General features: G+C 63.9%; 16 protein-coding genes. 6 read left to right on the top strand and 10 right to left on the bottom strand.

Features of this window, described 5'->3' with window-relative positions; all coding sequences use genetic code 11:
• The first annotated feature begins 26 nt into the window (after positions 1–26).
• The 3 genes from GSI01S_RS18495 to GSI01S_RS18485 are packed head-to-tail and all read left to right on the top strand — an operon-like array spanning position 27 to position 2218.
• Positions 27–992 carry a DUF302 domain-containing protein gene (locus GSI01S_RS18495; protein ID WP_039868152.1) on the top strand — a complete coding sequence of 322 codons (966 nt, stop codon included), beginning with the start codon at positions 27–29 and terminating at the stop codon, positions 990–992.
• Entirely contained in the window at positions 993–1544 is a 552-nt protein-coding gene (locus tag GSI01S_RS18490) for a sigma-70 family RNA polymerase sigma factor (protein ID WP_006898178.1), read from the top strand.
• Entirely contained in the window at positions 1541–2218 is a 678-nt protein-coding gene (locus GSI01S_RS18485) for a zf-HC2 domain-containing protein (protein WP_081598158.1), read from the top strand. Before GSI01S_RS18490 ends, GSI01S_RS18485 begins: the two co-directional genes overlap by 4 nt.
• Before the next feature lie 587 nt (positions 2219–2805).
• Here GSI01S_RS18485 and GSI01S_RS18480 read toward each other — a convergent pair.
• Positions 2806–3825: a site-specific integrase gene (locus GSI01S_RS18480; protein WP_006898175.1), complete on the bottom strand. Its 1020-nt coding sequence runs from the start codon at positions 3823–3825 to the stop codon at positions 2806–2808.
• A 332-nt stretch (positions 3826–4157) separates the two neighbouring features.
• Between GSI01S_RS18480 and GSI01S_RS18475 the strand changes: the two genes are divergently transcribed.
• Together GSI01S_RS18475 and GSI01S_RS18470 are read left to right on the top strand one after the other, a co-directional pair.
• The gene (locus tag GSI01S_RS18475) at positions 4158–4811 is read left to right on the top strand and encodes a TetR/AcrR family transcriptional regulator (protein ID WP_101841652.1); all 654 of its coding nucleotides are present in this window, start codon (positions 4158–4160) and stop codon (positions 4809–4811) included.
• A 5-nt stretch (positions 4812–4816) separates the two neighbouring features.
• Entirely contained in the window at positions 4817–5230 is a 414-nt protein-coding gene (locus GSI01S_RS18470; protein ID WP_006898173.1) for a RidA family protein, read from the top strand.
• Positions 5231–5402: 172 nt separating this feature from the next.
• On the opposite strand, the gene GSI01S_RS20270 is transcribed toward GSI01S_RS18470, so the two are convergent.
• The 9 genes from GSI01S_RS20270 to merA all read right to left on the bottom strand — a co-directional run bounded on the left by GSI01S_RS20270 (position 5403) and on the right by merA (position 16837).
• Entirely contained in the window at positions 5403–7016 is a 1614-nt protein-coding gene (locus GSI01S_RS20270) for a hypothetical protein (RefSeq protein ID WP_157225346.1), read from the bottom strand.
• A gap of 470 nt (positions 7017–7486) precedes the next feature.
• Positions 7487–7819, bottom strand: coding sequence for a helix-turn-helix domain-containing protein (locus GSI01S_RS18455; protein WP_006898170.1), 333 nt, complete (start codon positions 7817–7819; stop codon positions 7487–7489).
• Entirely contained in the window at positions 7816–8940 is a 1125-nt protein-coding gene (locus GSI01S_RS18450; protein WP_006898169.1) for a tyrosine-type recombinase/integrase, read from the bottom strand. The genes GSI01S_RS18455 and GSI01S_RS18450 overlap by 4 nt, the downstream gene beginning before the upstream one ends.
• A gap of 176 nt (positions 8941–9116) precedes the next feature.
• Complete coding sequence (locus GSI01S_RS18445; RefSeq protein ID WP_039868144.1) at positions 9117–10283, bottom strand: site-specific integrase; 1167 nt, start codon at positions 10281–10283, stop codon at positions 9117–9119.
• A 208-nt stretch (positions 10284–10491) separates the two neighbouring features.
• The gene (locus GSI01S_RS18440) at positions 10492–11703 is read right to left on the bottom strand and encodes a TniQ family protein (protein WP_006898167.1); all 1212 of its coding nucleotides are present in this window, start codon (positions 11701–11703) and stop codon (positions 10492–10494) included.
• 17 nt (positions 11704–11720) lie between these two features.
• A complete protein-coding gene (locus tag GSI01S_RS18435; RefSeq protein ID WP_006898166.1) occupies positions 11721–12659 on the bottom strand; it encodes a TniB family NTP-binding protein in 939 nt (312 codons plus the stop codon).
• Positions 12660–12663: 4 nt separating this feature from the next.
• Positions 12664–14343, bottom strand: a complete 1680-nt coding sequence (locus tag GSI01S_RS18430; RefSeq protein ID WP_006898165.1) for a TnsB C-terminal domain-containing protein — start codon at positions 14341–14343, stop codon at positions 12664–12666.
• A 360-nt stretch (positions 14344–14703) separates the two neighbouring features.
• On the bottom strand, positions 14704–15372 hold the full coding sequence (gene merB / locus GSI01S_RS18425; RefSeq protein ID WP_006898164.1) for an organomercurial lyase MerB: 669 nt from the start codon (positions 15370–15372) through the stop codon (positions 14704–14706).
• Between the two features lie 34 nt (positions 15373–15406).
• Positions 15407–16837, bottom strand: coding sequence for a mercury(II) reductase (gene merA / locus GSI01S_RS18420; protein WP_006898163.1), 1431 nt, complete (start codon positions 16835–16837; stop codon positions 15407–15409).
• Between the two features lie 106 nt (positions 16838–16943).
• Between merA and GSI01S_RS18415 the strand changes: the two genes are divergently transcribed.
• Positions 16944–17333, top strand: a complete 390-nt coding sequence (locus GSI01S_RS18415) for a heavy metal-responsive transcriptional regulator (protein ID WP_030537294.1) — start codon at positions 16944–16946, stop codon at positions 17331–17333.
• The last annotated feature ends 24 nt before the right edge of the window (positions 17334–17357 follow it).

The raw sequence follows: 17357 nt of genomic DNA, 5'->3' as shown, positions 1-17357 counted from the left end.
ACGTGATGAACACTTCAAGGTTCCGTATGGCAACGTCGCTCCTGGCGTCGGCGGCGATGATCGCCCTCGCCGGGTGCGGTTCCACCGAACCCACCGGTTCGGTCGCTGTGTCGAGTACTCCGGTGTCCACGTCGGCGGATCCGAGCGCCTCAACACCTGATGCAGCACCGTCCGAACCCGGTCTGGTGGTGTACGCCAGCAACTACTCCGTGAGTGACACGGTCTCTCGGGTCCAGCGCGCGCTCGAGACGGTGGGGACTGTGGCAGCCACTGTGGATTTCGAGAAGTTGGCACAGGGAACAGGTAAGACGATCCGTCCGACCACCGTGGTGATCGGGGGGAATCCGAAGGCGGCGTCGCCGTTGATCACCGCGGATCAACGGGCCGCGATCGACCTTCCACAGAAGTACCTGGTCTGGCAGGCTGCCAACGGGACGGTGTTTCTGGCATACAACTCCGCGGAGTACATCGCGGCGCTCGCTGGTATCCCGGTGTCGTCCGACGCCCTCGACGGACTCCGGGCCGGGTCGGCATCCACCGCGTCCGATGCGACGGGATCCTCGGCGGCCGCTGCAGAGGGCACCGATGTGTCCACAGCGCCGAGATACCTGGTCGAAAAGACCAGTGATGCATCGGTTGCTGCGTCCATCGCTCGATACGAGGCAGCGTTCGCGGCCAAGAATCAGCCCACAGTCGCCACCGTCGATCTCGCGTCCGCCGCTGCCGAGACACCTCTGAGGCCCACCATGGTCACCTACGTCGGTAATCCTGCGGTCTCGACTGCGCTGGTCGGAGCGCAGCAGACCATGGGGATCGACCTCCCCGCCCGATACGTGGCGTGGCAGGACTCCGAAGGGATCGTTCACGTGGCTCATCCCGATATCCGTGTACTCGCTGCTCGGCATTCGATCTCGCCGACCAATCCCGTTCTCGACATGGTCGAGGCCGCCACGACCGGTTTCACCGATGCCGCTTCCGGCTCGGGCAGTTAGGTGGACGGTGTCGAATCCGGCTCACAGCAGAACCATCAGCTCGTCGATGCGTCCGAAGTTGCCATGTCGGCGCTCTTCCGCGAGCACCAGCATGCAGTGACTCGATTCGTCAGCCGCTACACCCAGACCCGCGAGCAGTGCGAGGACATCGTCCAGGAGACGATGTTGCGTGCGTGGCGCGGGATCGACCGCATCGATGTGACAGCAGCATCGACGCGGTCCTATCTCATGACGATCGCGCGAAACGTGCTCACCGATCAGTGGCGGGCGAGCACGAGCAGGCCGACTCTTGTCCACGACCAGATCGCACTCGCTGCCGAGTGCATCGACGACGAATTGGGCGGGGTCCTCGACGGGTGGCTCATAGACGAGTCGCTGCACCGGTTGTCCGAGGAGCATCGAGCGGTCATCGTGCTCATCTACTACGAGGGCCGAACCGTCTCCGAAGTGGCCGCACACCTCGATATCGCGGTCGGCACGGTCAAGTCCCGCTCCTACTACGCTGTACGTGCCCTACGCCGGATCTTCGACGAGTTGGGATTGATTCCATGAGCTCAGCGCACGACGAGATCCGACCACTGCTCGGGGCGTACGTACTCGACGGACTCGAGCGCGACGACCGAGCAGCGGTACGACGACATCTCGACGACTGCCTTGCCTGCCGAACCGAAATCGACGTACTGGCACCCGTCGCGGGTGTGCTTCGACGTCGAAGGCAGCCAGCAGATCTCTCACCGGTGCACTCGACGGCCGGTGCAGACCAGCGACTCGACCACCTGCTGAGCGCGATGAGGCAGCAACGGACCTCCGAGAAGAGGCGGCGGCGAGTGTGGACTGCGGTGTCGGCGACCCTCGTTCTGGGAGTCGCTGCGGCGATCGTCCCGCTCAGTAGCCTCGCCCGCTCCGACGATTCGACAACGGTGAACGATGCGGGAGCCCGCCCGCTCGTTCTGTCGAGCACCATCGGGGCCACAGGTGAGCTCGAGCTCACCACGAAAGCCTGGGGCACATCGATCGACGTCGACGTCCAACAACTCCCCGACGCAGGCGTCCTCACTCTCCAGGTGGTCGGCAACGACGGGGCTCGACAGCAAGCAGCTCAATGGTCGGTCACCGCGAGCCGAGCAGCAGCGGTGACCGGCGCGACGTCCCTTTCTGTCGAGGACATCCACTCGATCGTGATCGACGATCCGGCGGGCAACACGATCGCGCGGGCCTCTCGCTGAGACCGAGTCGTCACCGACACGGGCCAGGTTTGGATGCGGTGCCTCGAACCGCATGTTGGTCGAACGGCCGGCCGAGTGGCTGGACCGCAGTCGAAGGAGGTCGGGGCGCTCACGACGTACCCCGGATCGAAGTCCGAGTCCGACCTGCGACATCGAGCGATCACACCAGTCTCCTCGTCTCACCAGAACCAATCGACCCGCAGCCCACTGTCGGGTGTCCCACAGAAAATTACGGATATCGACGACACGTACGTCGCAGGATCCGAGACCCCTAGCTATCCGAGGCGACCCAGCGAGCATCGGATGTATACACGGTCAGATGTACCCCATGGGTATGTGCTGATATCACCCTCAGGGGCTCATACTCGTAGTCGTTTGCGATGACTGTGACGACAATTGGACGCGCCTTCGGTCGTCTCGTCGTTTCGGCGGTCGGGTATCGAAGACGGTGCTGCCATCGACCCAAGGGCACCCACTCATCGACGTAGACATCGAGCCGGTGACGGAAGTCGACATCTGTGTCCATGGGTCGACAGCACACCGACAGTGCAATCAGTCCGCCGATGCCAGTTGCCCGAGAGACAGCATCAACAGTCGCCGCGATCCCATCCGTCGTGTTCGTCGAGAATGTCGACGAGAGTGCGCAAAAGATCGTCGACGCGGTCATTGATGTCGTCGAACCGATCGTCGAGCTCGGCGAGGCGGATGTGTGCGTCACGCCGGGCACGAATCCCGTGCTCGTAGTAGGCATTGTCCAGAACGAAGCCCGATCGACCTGGTTCTGCTCCGTGTAGAACAGCACTGTCGGGGTCGTTCGTCGTCCACAGGGTGCGCGGTCGATGCGCAGCCGGCCGACCGTTCAGGTGAGCGCGCGTCAGTGCGGACAGCGACTGCACTGTGAGCGGTTCCGGCGTCCAGGGTGTGTAGCCCCAGCGATCGATACGAACCACAAGCGGCTCCTCCGCGTGCTGCGCTGTCACCACCGGAGACGCAGACATCGAAGGTGAGCGATCGGGGTCGAGAAATTCACGGAGCATCGAGATACTCGCGGAGCGATCGAACATCGACTGAAGTTGCGCCCAGCGCCGGTACACCGACACCGGACCGGACTCACCGTAACTGCCGAGCATGGTCGGGGTGACACGGTGCAGGCCGGAAACGATCAGGTCCGGCCCTGCGACCTCGATGTCGCCGCGGCGCAGAGTGCTGATGTCACGGTAAGTCAGTCCGGCAGAAACCAAAGTCAATATCAGTGCATCACGTCGCCCGAACAGCCCGTATGGCCATCCAGACGACAGAATGCCGTCGATGATCGATGCAGCGCAGCCACGGATTTCGGTGAGACGTTCCCGGCGGCGCTCTGCGAGAGCGAGCCGAATGGGGACCGAGCGACCGGGTTCGGCCATACCGCGACTGCGGTGGGCAGCGTTGACAGCCGATACTCGACGACGCTGCGTGGCGACTGCGGCAGGGTGGTGGTCAAGAAACTCTGCCAGTGTGGACGGTGTAGCAGGCAGCGACGACCGGTCGCTGGCAGCGCACCAGTCGCAGAACAATGCCCATGTGTGTTCTGCGGAGCGGCCGAGACCCGAGATGCCATAAGCCACCGAGCCGAACGTAATTCCGTTCGATTGACTGGCGGAGTGTCGATATTCAAAGTTGCAGTGTTCGGAAACGGTGACACTTCCTCCCCGGTTTGGCTGTTACAACAGTTTAGGCACCGCTCGCCCAGCCTTGGTGACGTCGAGCCGAGGTGGACGCCCCCGTAGCCCAAGCATCTTCAGATCTGCCCGCCGTCTGTCAGCGGGCGCGAAACCGTTCCGTACGAGCCCGTCCATTCGCACCGTCACGTCAATCGGAGGCTCGTTTGCGGCGGTGGACGTGATCGAAGGCGGATGTTGAACCGGCTAGCCATACCGTATTGTGATACGGTATGGCTATGAGCGAAGCCGCAGTGCGCAACCGACGAGCAGGTGGCCCCAAGCGTCTCCTCGTGCTCGATCAGGTGATATCGACTATGGCGGTCCGCGGATACAGCGGCACCAGGTACGCAGATATCTCCGAGGCCTCCGGTATCGCAGTAAGCACCTTGCAGGGCTACTTCGGATCTCGCGAGGACATGTTGATCGAAGCTTTCCAACGCGCCACTTCCGTTGCCGTTGAAGCCATGCGCGAATTCACGGCGCAATTCGATGACCCATGGAAACAACTGGTGGCGATGGTGGACCGTGGCCTTGCAACGGATGTTCCGACCTGGCGGATGCTCATGGAATTCTGGACGGCAGCCGCCCACGACACCGAACTCCGGCAGCACGCCACAGCATTGGCGACCCAGTACCGAGAACCCTTCGCGGACGCTGTTCGTCGAGGAGTGGAGAGCGGTCAATTCGACCCGCGCTTCGATGTCGAGTCCATCGTCGAAGTCGCAGTGGCAAACATCGTCGGCGTGCTGTACCCAACGGTACTCGGCCACCTGCCTCTTCCTGCAACGAATTACCGCGACGTAGTCATCTCCCAGTTGGCGTACGTCCTCCAAGTTGATACCCACGAAACTTCCGGCAACCCGCCGGCGCTCGGCGAACAAGAAGGGTGACACCCATGTCCCACTCAGTCATCAACCCCAGTGAGCTCCACGACCCAATTCCCTACGGCTACAGTCACACTGCGGCAGTGCCGGCCGGTACTGGCCTAGTGTTCGTCTCCGGTCAGTACGGATCCGGAAAGGACGGCATGGTCGTCTCTGCCGACTTCGCCGGCCAAGTGAAACAAGCATTCGCCAACCTCGGCGTGGCCCTGGCTTCGCACGGGCTCGACCACAGCAACATCGTCCAACTCAGAACCTACGTCGTCGGCCCGGATTTCGAGAAGCTCGGAATCATCGGAAGTGTTGTCCATGACAGCTGCGGGGAGCTGCCACCGACACAGACCGTAATCGGTGTGTCGGGTTTGGCCATGCCCGACATTCTGTTCGAGGTCGAAGCAGTCGCTTCCTACCCAAGCGCCGAATCGTAGACGCAACCCCATTTGGGGGCCACCGGCGACGTAACCTGCCCACTCGTCGGTGTATCCGAAAACAGGGACAGGTAGTCGAGACCCGATGCCCGGATCGAACCTGGTCGAAATGCTCGATGGTAGGACCTTGAATGTGTTGTGTAAGTGCACATTCACTGTTTCAGCTTGGCGTTCATGATTCGTCTTGTTGCTCTTCGGAACGAGCGAGCAGGTAGTCGGCCCAGTCTCGTCGTGTTCGACTGGACCATTTGGTGGCTGTAGATATGTTGACGCCGAGTAGGTCAGCGGCGATCGGGGCAGGGATGTCGCGGGCCCAGGCCGAGCGAGCCGAGTGGCGGGCAGGAAGCGGTTCGATCCCGTGGTGGCGGAGTTTGCGTGCGAGGACAGCAGACGCCATTGGCCTGCCCGGGGACCTTCCCGGAAACAGAAATCGGGTTGCGAGTTCGGTCTGGTAGAAGGTTTCGCGACCGACTCTGTTGTCTCGCAGGGTGGTCAGGAGTGCGGCCAGTGCAGGTGGCACCAAGGCGGGGCCTTCGTCGAAACGCAGGTAGGTCTCCTGGTCGACGACGTCGATGCGGCCACAGGTCAGCGTAGCGATGCTGGTGGTTGTGCGGCCGTAAAGCAGGACGAGCGCACCCGTGACTCGGACGTCGAGAGGCAGTTCGTCGTCGTGAAGACACCTGTCGAGCATGTCCCACCGGTCTTCTTCGGTGAGCAAGTTCGACGGGTCGGCGCTCGGCCTTTGGGGCACCGTCAGGTCGGAGCATAGCTTCCTTCCTTTCGACCATTCTATGAATGTGGTTACGAAGTAACGGTATTCGCTGCCACCGTCGAGCCAAACATCGATGTCGGCTTGATCGGTCGTGGGCAGTGTCTTGCCGCGTTCATCGAGCCAGGTCAGGAATTCGAGACTGATTGCGATTTGGCTCCGAACGTAAGTGGCAGCGCTGACCGTGACGGGCCGTCGGTTGGATCGTCGGCGAGCACGCCGCAGAACGTGCCAGGTGGCGAATGGTCGCACGAGTGCGATGTGATGAGCGGGCCGTTCACCGAGGGCATGCTCGAGCCACTGTTCGATTCGCTCGAGCAACTCGTCGCGCTCCGCGAGAATTCCCGCGTGGACGAGCAGATCACGCAGTCGGTGCAAAGCATAGCTCGGCGGGCACTGGTCGAGCAGTTCATGGCTCAGGGACTCGTGGTGGGCTCGTTGAGCGAGCTCGTGAAGCAACTTCGCACCGCCGGCGCGTCGATGAAGCCAGCGCATCATCGAAGACGGATTGGGGACGTGGGCGAAGACGGCAATTAACGGAACAAGTTGCTCGGCAATGCCGTGTTCCGGGTGACTGAGGACGATGCGGAGCTTTGCCTCGAGTGCGTCGTGGGCGGTTTCGTGTTGTCGCCGGCGTACTCGTGTCGGGGATTCGGTGAGCTGGGGTTCGAGGACATGGCCGTCGTCGCGGCAGCGAAGACATACCGGTTGTTGGGCATCCGGATGTGCTGGATGCGCCGCACCGCAGATCACGCATGGGTGTCGTGGTCGGGTGAGGCAGCGGTTGCAGAGATCAGGTTCGGTGCCTCGGGCGGTGCGGTCGATTCCCCTGACTTCGCCGCACCCACCGCAGCGGCGCTTGGGCCGGGTGTAGCAGCTTTTGCAGATCGGGCCGTCGTCGGTGTGGGCGTATGTGGGCGCGTCCTCCCCGCACCGGATGCAGGTGCAGTGCGGAGTGCGGTAGCAATTCGGACACAATGCGGCGCCGTCGCTCCGCCGCGCCTTGATCGCCAACACTCGCCCACATTGTCCGCATGGCCCCCTCTTGCGGGGGACGCATGAGCTGCACAGTGGTCTGCCGTGGTCGTCGCGTTTGGCGATCGACCGATCCTTGCCGCAGCGACTGCACGGCGCGCAGTGGAAATATCGTCGGCAGTTGTCGCAGACACGACCTCCGTCGACTATGTGGTGCAGGATCTTTGGGGCCTTGCATCGTAGGCAACTGGGAATCGTGACCGTGGTGTGTCCGGCCGCGACGAGTAGCGCGGCCAGTCGCTGCACTGCCACTGGGGTGTTCGATGATCCCGACGTCAGCGCATCGGGATGCCGCGCAAGGTGCGCTTCCAACGGTCTCAGTGTTGAGTCGACTACCGCTTCGGCAACGAATTCCATTGCGGCGCAGAGGCTGAGGTCAGGAACACTGTTTCTGACGTGATGGGCGGCTCGCTCGAGCACGATTTGGCGTGGCTCGACTCCCGGCCGTCGGCTCATGTCGTCTCTGGTCGGCGGATGGTGGTGCGTCGTGCCCGTGGCGGGGCTGGGTGCTCACCCGTACTGCCGTTGCTCGTCTTCTTGATAGCAGTGTTGACGACGTCGATCTCGATGAGGTCGTTCGGTGTGCACCCGAGGATGTCGCACAACGCGGCGAGGGTGTCCATCGACAACCGTTGCGGCGGTGCGGTGACGAGCCGGTAGACCTGTTCGCGGGAGAGGTGAATCCCGCGCTCGGCGAGCAGCGGGCCCAGCTCGGTGGTCTGGAACATCTCATGGTCGGCCATCAGGCGTCGCAGGTTCCAGCGGTAGCCCATCTTCTTGATCATGGCGCTCCCTTCCATAAAGTGTCGCGGCTCTGCAGCGCTCGGCGTATTAGTCGGGTTCGGTACTCGTCGGATACACCGGTATAGATCGCGGTCGTCGAGGCGTATCGGTGACCGACCTGTTCGGAGACGAACCGTTCTGGGTAGTCGAACTCCACCAGATGCGTGACGTACGAATGCCGCAGACAGTGCAGGTCGAGTTCGACCGGCAACCCCGCCGCCTGACGCACTTGCTCGAAGGCATCGTTGATGCTGCGCAGTGACATTCGACCGGCGCGCTCGCTGACCCAGAGCGCGGTCAGCGCGCCCGGCTTCATCAATGGCCGAACCTCCTCGACCCAGTGGTCGAGCACATCGACGATCCAATCCATCTCCGGAACCGTCAACACGGTGCGCCGCTTCGGCGGGCTTCCCTTCGATGCCTTCCCCCACCGCACGAACCAAGCACCGTACTGGCCGTACTGCGCTGCTTTCGGTGCGCGGCGTCGGTCGGAGAGATCTAACCCGCGGGCCTCTCGACGGCGCAGTCCGTAGGCGTAGACGGTCTTGAGCAGGGCGGCGTCGCGTAACGCTGTCAACGAACCTTTGCGGCCCAGCTTGCGGATCTGCTCGACGCGGCCGTCCGCGGCATCGAACAAGGTCTGCACTTCGTCGTAGGTCAGCGGCCGCCTCCCCGGTCCGCCCTCGAAATCTGCAGCATGCGCGATCGTGTTTCCCTCGTGAAAAACCTGTTGCGGCACAACCGAAAACCGATCCCAGCACTGCGCAGGCCAACCGTAGCGGCTGTCGGTGACGTACTCCATGAACAAGCAAATCGACATCTCGTACGACCGGGCGGTCGACACCACGATCGGCTTACGCCGGACCGAGGACCGCAGATGCACGATGAAATCTTCACCGTCCGCCGGTTCCCATTGCCACGGATACGAATTGGTGAACTCGGCCATCCGACGCACCAGCGACAAACGCGGCGCGATCGTCCCCTCGTCACTGAGAAACCGCGTTCGTTGCTGACGTTCCCACCCCGCCAGCATCGCTTCGAACACTGCCTGTTCGGGCTCGAGATGCACTACCCCGTCGGTCAACACCAGATGCGCCGCACCCGGAATCTCAGTCTCGCCCATGCGTTGCATTAAACACAACAATGTTGAATCAAGTCTAGTCTGACTGCCGTCGCCGCAGGTCAGGCGAGACGGAAAGCCGGCAACGGATAGGATGACACCGCGGTCAACGTCCAGGTCGCATCAGCTTATGCGGTGGAACGCAGTTGCATCGGACGCAATTCCGCCTAGTTCCGGTTTCATAGTCCGAGGTCGGTGACGGCGTTGCCGAGCATGGGTGCGTGCTCACGGGCGTAGATTTCGACCATCCCAGGGGTCGTGTGGCCGGTCTGGCGCATGATGGCGTGGGCGTCTGCGCCGTTGCGGAATGCTTGGGTGACGAATCCTGCCCGCAACGAATGCCCACCCAACTGTGTGACCGTCTCGGGGTCGAAGCCGGCGCGAGCGGCGCGGCGACGGATCGCGGCGTGCACCGCAGCCCCGGAGAGCGCAGTGTCGGAGAGGTTGCCATTCTTGCGGACCGATCGGAACAGCGGCGAAGATTTGTCGGCGGCGGGCAATGCTCCCCGGCACACATGAGAGTCGAATGGTGTTGCACGGGAAAGTAACCGAATGACGGCGACTCTGCCGCCGGTGTCGAACGCGGCGACGAGCTGCAGCCATCGCACCCACGCGCACACCGGGCATGACTCGTGGCGGTTGGTGAACGGTAGTGCTTTCACTGCTCCGGTGCCGGCCTGGTCGGTCTTGGACTTCCGGATCTGTACGTGCGCGCCGTCGAGACGGTCGCGGCGGACATCGCGGCATTCGAGCGCTACGAGTTCACTGCGACGAAACGCGCCGGTGAAGCCCATCAGCAGCAGCGCGGTGTCGCGGCGCTCGAGCACCTCGGACGCCCACCCGACAGCACTGCGGCGCGCGTGGTCGACGATCGTGGTGATGTCGGAGGTCAGCAGCGGTGCCCGCGGGTTGCGGGGCCGCTCCCCCGCCGACGCATAATCCCGACGAACACCTGCCAGAGTCGCTTTCACCATTTCGTGTCCGCACGGGTTGTCGTAGCCGGCGCTGCGGTGGCGGTCGGCGATCGCTGCAATCCATTTGCCGAATGTCGCAGGCGCATACGCCCGCGTGCCGTCGACGGTGAGTGTGTCGGCCGCGGCGACGAGATACGCGGCCACCACGGCGGGATGCGCCGGCAACGCGGCATGTCCGGTGGCGGTGCACCAGGTCTCGAAGCCTCGCCACGCCGAGCTGTAAGCCCGGCGGGTACCGGCGGACCGCGATGCAGCCATCGACCGCTCTATCCGGGCGGCAACCTCGGGCGTCAGATCCGGAAACACCGCTGCGCCACACGACACGACAGCTGGGACAGTGTTCGGGCCGTCTGCTGGCTGGCGTTCTGTCATGGAAAGGACTGTAGCGGGCAGCTCCGACACATTTTCTGGATCCAAAACCACGCTCAGCTGGTGGTTTGTGGGTCTACGGTGCGGGAAGGAAAATTCTCGTCGGTCACCGCACAAATAACGTTGGTGACTGTGACACCGCCGCCAAAACGGGCCTTGTCGGCCATCGCCGCGTGTGCGTCGCGGACGACCCCGCTCCATCGGGCGAGAACTACGTCGGCGGATGTTGCAGCGGGATCCCGTGGTCGACGAACAGTCGCACCGTCTCATCCAGCTCCGCTGCGGTGCGGCACCCCCAGCGCAGGAAGTTGTACAACGAACTGGCGGATGCGGGATCGACGCGCGCTGCCTCGATGGCGGCCTCGGCTGCAGCGTGCGCGTCAGCCCATAAATCGCGCTCGGGTGCGGGATAGGACGAGCGCGTCGGAGGTGTCCCGGGATCGACCGGCTCATAGGGTCGTGGGCGCAGCAGAGATGCGTGCGCACCGCCGGCATTGATCTCACCGCTCTCGACCATCGCGATGCCGATCGCTGCGGCCTCGAGGACTTTCGCCTGCTCGTCCCAGTGCAGGTCCTCGAACGGAACCCACGCGGTCCGCAACGGGCGAGAACGACCGGCGGCCCTCCATATCGCAACGAGTCTCGTCGCCCACCGTCCGGTGCGAACCAGTGGCGAGGACACTTCGTCGACGACGGTGCGCAGAAGCCGGAACCACACTGCGGCATGTACCCGGCCTGAGCCGAGTTCCACCCATCCCGTCGTCAGAGCCTCGGTGCTGCGCCGATCGAGGTCCGTGACCGCTGAAGAAACCGGAACGGGCGAGACCCGTTCGTCCGAACCGAACCGGACCTGATCCCAGAAGATCGCATGACCAGGGAAAGCAGAGCAGGGTTCGAGTCGACAACGGTGGTCGAGGCAGCTGCTCAGCACCGGATATTGACGCAGCAGAGTCATGTTGATATCAGCAGTGGATTCGAGGCTGTCGACACATGCCGGGCATGCCCGACTGCGCGGAGTGCTAGCCCACGGCAACCATGCCTCGCTCGTGGGTGTGCGGCGTCGTCGATCCTCCCTCGCGAGGTCGGCCGGTAGCAGGATCGAAAATTGGTGGACGTAGGTGTCGAAGTCGCAGTCGGCGGGGTCGGTGCTGTCGAGCAGCCACGGTGTCCACCCCGCCAACGTCATCATCCGTACCCTCTCTACCGGAACTGCGCCGCGAACGGCCAGCTCGGCAAGTATCGGCTCCGGTGTGTAGCGGTCGAGATCCTCGACAGCACAATCGATATCGAGGTCTGCGAGCAGGTCAGAAGGCCTGATGTGCGGATACAGCTCGCATATCCGGGCCAACCAGGACGAGAGGGCCTCACCTGGCAGTGGCTGCGGGTGCAGCGGCCACGGGCGAACGTACGCATCATCGGGCATAGGTGCGAGCCGCGCGTTCATGCGAGGTGGCGCTCGAACTGGCGGCGGCGCTCCGTGGGGCCGACGTACGGAGTGCGCGTGAGCACCGATGAGGTGATCGCTTCCTCTCCGCTGTCGACGGCGGTCACTGCTGCGGCAGTGAGCAGCGTTGTCAGTTCACCGATGGTGCCCTCGGAGCGAGTGAGGAGGTAGTCGGTCATCTCCGGTGATGTCAGGTGCGAGGGTTTGCGGAGGGAGAAGCTCGTGGTGAAGCTGGCCAACAGTGATCTGGCGTCGGCCGTGTTGGTCCAGACCGGCAAAGTCATGGGGTGGAATCGGTTCTCCAGCTGAGGATCGGTCCGGATGGCGAGGTAGGCGTCGCGGGTTCCGACGGCGACAAGAGGAATGCGTAGTTCGTTGCCCAGGAATCGCAGCACGTTCAAGAATTCGCGGCGGACGTTGTCGCGGCCGGCGAGAACATTGTGGAGCTCGTCGATGATCAACATCCGTACGCCGGTGGCGCGGAGCAGCATCAATGCTTGCTGTTCGAGTTCGTGGACCCGATTGCGTGGTCGGGTCGGTGTTCCCAACGCTGTGAGCAGTGCGAGGTAGAACCGGCCAGGTGACGGGTCCGGGGGCATCTGCATGCACAACACCGGTATCTGCTCGCGGTCGGACAAGCTGATCGGCGGATGAGTGCGCCGGAACTTTTCGATGATCATCGACTTGCCGTTGTTCGTCGGACCGAGCAACAGTAGGTTCGGCATACGCTGCCGGTCCGGCCACGACAGCAACGTCTCCAGATGGTCGATGACCGTACGAGCCTGCGGATACCCGATCCACCTCTCCGACCGGATCAACCGGATCCGCTCCGCATCGTCGAGTACGGTGAGCGGTCGAACCGACTCCCGCAGGTGCCCCAAACCCTCGCCGGACGACTCGGTGGGTTCGTCGCTGCTTCCCATCGATGCGGTCATCGCCTCACCATTCCTCGATGTCGCTGAAGACCGGCGTTGCGGTGCCGCCGTCCGCTCGAGGCTCCTCCGGCGGGTGAATCGCCGGGATCGGTGCAGACGCGACGCCGGTGAGATGCATACGGCGGGCACGGTTGCGCCGGGCTTTGCGGGTAGCTTTCTGCGAGCGGTCGGTGACCTCGCGCATCTGCTCGATCATCGAAAACAGTGCGCTCTCATCGACGTTCGACCGACCTTGTTCGCGGAGACGAGTGATAGCAGCTCTGTGCTCCCACAGTGTCACCGCGGGATGTGACATCGTCCGATACGGCACCTCGACATAGCCGGCACCCTCTGGTTCGAGGACCCAGATTCTGCTCAAATCGCGTGGGTCACGTCGTATCACGAACCGCCCCAAATCCTCTCGCCGCGCAACCCACGGTTTGAGCGCGTTCGAGAAGTAGTGCACGTGATCGAGAACGAAGCCCGTGCGCGTCAGACGTCGCCGGATGACGGGAAGAAAGTCCACCAGGAACGCGGTTTCGCCGAGCACCACACGAGGGGCATGACCAACTGCGGCGACCGCGCCGGCCCACACGGCGGCCGGAGTGTTCCCGATCCCTGTGTGAACGCTCGCGTGATACGAGGCTATGGCCAGGACCAGCCAGCGCTCCAACTCACGCAATGTCAACGCCGCGTGCTTGTCCGAGTCGTAACTTCCTCGGTCCGCGGGGTTCGAGAAGGTGGTCCCAGGCAGCTCGTGCACCGCCGTCATCGCCGTTCCGATGATGCGTTCGACGATCCCGCCGTAGTGCGGTCGGCCCGGAGGACGGTATTCGAGTGTGATCGCGTGCTGGGCGCATCCGCGACGCAGCGCTTCGCTTTTGAACTCGGAGGCGTTGTCGAGATACAACTGTTTCGGCTTCCCTGCCATCGGCCAGTGCACCTGCTCCGCGAACTCGCATGCCTCCAGCCATGTCTGTTTCTCGCAGCACACGCGGCCCAGGCACAACCCGACCGATATCGACGACGGCGGCTCCAGAGTGACGACGAACCCAAGTACGGAACGGCTGAAGACATCGATGGCGATCGTCAGGTAGGGGCGGCCGATCGGTTGCCGCTCGTACTCGTCAACGACCATCAGATCGACGACGGTGTGGTCGATCTGGACCTGATCGAGAATCCCCGACACCGTCGGTGGACTGTCGCCGGCGGACTGACGTGGGCGGGCGGCATCGGGTCCTCCGCGTGACCTGGCCACCGATGCCGGATGGAGCGCGGCGATACGCGCGGTGACGGTATTTCTGGCCGGCACAGGCAGACCCGCGCGGTGGCACGCCAACGCGATACGTCGATGCAGCGCAGCGACACTGAGCTTCTGACGGTGAAGAAAATATCGGGTGAGATGATCGCCGATCACGTCCTCGACCTCGGCCGTTACTCGGCTGCGGCCACGCCCACCCGACGAGACCTTCGTCAGAAGATCGGTGACTGTCCCCGTCCCGTTCCTGAGCCTGCCGACCAACGTGTAGACCTGCCGCCTGGACAATCCCAACCGCTGCGCGGCATCGTCGACCGCTTCCGAACGCACCGGATGCATCTCCAGCAAGGGAGCCAGGACAGCGAAACGGGTCTCGGCCTGGGACCACCGCTCCCCCGACGCGGTCAGCACACCGGTCTCCACGACGTCGAGCTTGTCAGGGTCCATCACAAGCCTCCCTGTCACCGAGAGCCGAACGTGCGACCGTGCACCGCACTTCTGACATCAGGATGTCAGAAGACCACTGCACTCACCCTCGAAACACCTGCAAAGAGTGCAGCCGTCTTCTGAAATTGACACGACCGAACCTCCCGATGTGAGTCCGGCAGTGTCCGAGAAACGAACGAATGAGAGACGACCCGAAGTGGCGCATAACTATGCAATGGGGGTTGCGAGGCGGTCGGGGTCAGGGTTTTGCTCTGCACATACGACCGAGCCATCGGAGATGGTCACTTCATTCATCAGACGAATCGCGCCGTTCTCCGGGGTTTATCGGAGCTTTCGTGTGCTGCCTCCGCGCGGTAGGTGTCAAGGCGCGGAGTAGGCGTCTTGCGTGACCGAGTCCAGATCAGCGGTGTCGGCCTGCGCCAGCATCGAGGATGCGACGGCGGCGCCGACCCGATGCGCAGCCTCGATGTCCAGGACTTCGCCGTCGGGGTGTGCGTCCAGCCACGGTTGGGCCTCCTCGCGGGAGGCGAAGTAGTGCACCTGGTTGCAGAACGAGGACCGAACGGGGCCGTCGTGGTCCGGGATCAAGAGGGATAGGACGGCGGTGTCGGGCTGCACGGACGTGATCGTGCCGTCGGTGCCTGTCGTCACCCGGACGGAGATCCCGCTGTCTGGGGAGGTCGACTCGATCGTCGCGGCCTTCCCGATCAGTGCCGGAAAGAAGAGAGTGTCCAGCGCGCACCACGTGTATAGCTGCCGCCCCGCCACCGTGAAGCGATGTGGCGTGGGCCGCAGAGTCAGGGCCAGGCCGAGGATGCGGCCGTCGTCGTCGTACTCGGCGTCGGGGACTGAGGACAGTCCCCGCCGGACCGTGTTCTCGCTCCGTCCGCTGGCGGTGGCCAGTTCGGCGATGGTGACGGGCTCGCCCTCGGCCAGCAGCCGCAGGAGCGGCACGAACAGGCTCGGGTCGAGCCCTGACCTGGAGGGGGACAGCAGATAGGCGAGGGTCTTCTCGTCGATGGCGGTCATGTGATTCCTTTGTTTCAGAGGCGGGGTCGCGGGCTCACGCGCAGCAGGAGAGCTTGGTGACGTCGGTGGTGAACGCCTTGCAGGCGATCCGGATGCCCTCGGTCATCGTGAGATACGGGCTCCACGCGGCGGCGACCTGCGCGGTCGTCATTGCCCCCTCGAGGATGTAGACGCCGGCGGCGGCGAGCTCCCCGGCGTCCTTTGCCACAGCGGAGATGCCCAGAATCTGCCCGCTGTCGCTATCGGCGACGACCTTGATGAAGCCTCGGGTGTCCCGGTTGGCCTGCGCCCGCGGGACGAATTCCAGGGGTAGCACCTGGCTAACGCTGGAGATCCCGGCGGACACAGCTTCCTGCTCGGTCATCCCGACCGCCCCGATGGCGGGGCTGGTGAAGGTGACGCGGGGCAAGTTTCGGTAGTCGACCACGGCGACGGTGTCGGTGAACGCGTTCTCCACCGCGAGAGCGCCGTGTGCCGCCGCGACGTACACGAAATCCCACTGTCCGGTCACGTCCCCGGCGGCCCAGACTCGCGGATTGGATGTGGCCAGCCGGGAATCCACCACGATCTCGCCGGACGTGCCGGTCTCCACCCCGACCTGGTTGAGGTTCAGCTCCGCGGTGACGGGCCGTCGCCCCGTGGCCACCAGCAGCTTCGCGGACTGGAAAGTCTCCTGCCCGCCGTCCACTGTTGCGGAGACGACGATCTCTCCGCTGTCCTCGTCGCGTGCCACGGCGTTCACGGCGGCCTGCTGGACCACCCGAATCCCCTCATCGGCGAACACCCCGGCCAACGCCTCGGACGCTTCCGGCTCCTCATGCGAGGCCAGCCGGGAACGGACCAGCATCGTCACTCGGGAGCCCAGCCGGGAGAACAACTGCGCCAGCTCCAGCGCGACGTAGCCCCCGCCCAGAACCAGCAATGTCTCTGGCACTTCGTCCAACTCCATCGCCGTGGTAGACGTCAGATACCCGGCCTCCACCAGTCCCGGAACGTGCGGCACGTGGGGCGCAGAGCCGGTGGCCACGAGGTACTGCTCGGCCTCGATCGTCCGCAGCGCGCCGCCGGGCGAGGCGACCTGGAGCAATGGCGCATCCGGGGTTCCGGTGAACGACGCTTCCCCCTCGACCATGTCCCACCCGTGGATGGCGGCCTGATCGACGTACTTCTCCGCTCGCATGCTCTCAACCAGAGCGTCCTTGCCCTTGATCAGTGCCGGCATGTCCACCGGCCCGGCCGAGGCCGCCACACCAGGGAAGCGGGCCGAGTCCGACGCGACGTGGCGGGCCTCCGCGGCAGCCAAGAGAGCCTTCGACGGCACGCACCCGGTGTTCACGCACGTCCCGCCGATAGTCCCGCGCTCAATCATCACGACACGCTTGCCCAGTCCTGTGGCCCGGATCGCGGCCGCGAAGGCCCCGCCCCCGGAGCCGACAATCGCCAAATCGAACTGCTCGCCGCTCATTCAGACACCTCTTCGCCGTGACTCAGGAACTCCTGTCAGCCATTATCAACCTTCCAGTACGATGGAAGGTCAAGTCTGGCGATCACGGATGGGGGCTTCGGCGCACATGAGAATCGGGCAACTCGCGGAGGCGACCGGCACCACGACGAAGACCCTGCGGTTCTACGAGGAGTCCGGGCTCCTCTCTCCCGCGGAACGACTGGCCTCGGGCTACCGGGACTACACCGACGACGCCGTGGGCCAGGTCGGGTTCATCCATCGGGGCCAAGCGGCCGGGCTGACCCTCGCCCAAATCCGGCAGATCCTGGAAATCCGTGGGCACGGCCAAGCGCCGTGCTCACATGTCAAGAGTCTGCTAGGCGAGCGGCTCGACGCGCTCGATGCCCAGATCGCAGAGCTTCTCGTCCTCAGGGAGACCATCTCCCAACTTCACGCGAACGCGAGCAAACCAGAGCCGAGCACTTGCTCTGCCGACCAAGTTTGTCGCTACATCTGATCTCGAACCCTGAGATCCACGGGA

This window comes from Gordonia sihwensis NBRC 108236, assembly GCF_000333035.1.
Classification (GTDB): Bacteria; Actinomycetota; Actinomycetes; order Mycobacteriales; family Mycobacteriaceae; genus Gordonia; species Gordonia sihwensis.
Note: the sequence above shows the minus strand (reverse complement) of the source record. Positions and strands in the feature narration are given on the sequence as shown.

Excerpts from the sequence above, each read along its gene's own strand:
- merA (WP_006898163.1), bottom strand. The coding sequence starts at position 16,837 with ATGAGCGGCGAGCAGTTCGATTTGGCGATTGTCGGCTCCGGGGGCGGG.
- GSI01S_RS18415 (WP_030537294.1), top strand. The coding sequence starts at position 16,944 with ATGAGAATCGGGCAACTCGCGGAGGCGACCGGCACCACGACGAAGACC.
- GSI01S_RS18485 (WP_081598158.1), top strand. The coding sequence starts at position 1,541 with ATGAGCTCAGCGCACGACGAGATCCGACCACTGCTCGGGGCGTACGTA.
- GSI01S_RS18435 (WP_006898166.1), bottom strand. The coding sequence starts at position 12,659 with ATGACCGCATCGATGGGAAGCAGCGACGAACCCACCGAGTCGTCCGGC.
- GSI01S_RS18470 (WP_006898173.1), top strand. The coding sequence starts at position 4,817 with ATGTCCCACTCAGTCATCAACCCCAGTGAGCTCCACGACCCAATTCCC.
- GSI01S_RS18440 (WP_006898167.1), bottom strand. The coding sequence starts at position 11,703 with ATGCCCGATGATGCGTACGTTCGCCCGTGGCCGCTGCACCCGCAGCCA.
- GSI01S_RS18495 (WP_039868152.1), top strand. The coding sequence starts at position 27 with ATGGCAACGTCGCTCCTGGCGTCGGCGGCGATGATCGCCCTCGCCGGG.
- GSI01S_RS18455 (WP_006898170.1), bottom strand. The coding sequence starts at position 7,819 with ATGATCAAGAAGATGGGCTACCGCTGGAACCTGCGACGCCTGATGGCC.
- merB (WP_006898164.1), bottom strand. The coding sequence starts at position 15,372 with ATGACCGCCATCGACGAGAAGACCCTCGCCTATCTGCTGTCCCCCTCC.
- GSI01S_RS18450 (WP_006898169.1), bottom strand. The coding sequence starts at position 8,940 with ATGGGCGAGACTGAGATTCCGGGTGCGGCGCATCTGGTGTTGACCGAC.
- GSI01S_RS18475 (WP_101841652.1), top strand. The coding sequence starts at position 4,158 with ATGAGCGAAGCCGCAGTGCGCAACCGACGAGCAGGTGGCCCCAAGCGT.
- GSI01S_RS18445 (WP_039868144.1), bottom strand. The coding sequence starts at position 10,283 with ATGACAGAACGCCAGCCAGCAGACGGCCCGAACACTGTCCCAGCTGTC.
- GSI01S_RS18430 (WP_006898165.1), bottom strand. The coding sequence starts at position 14,343 with ATGGACCCTGACAAGCTCGACGTCGTGGAGACCGGTGTGCTGACCGCG.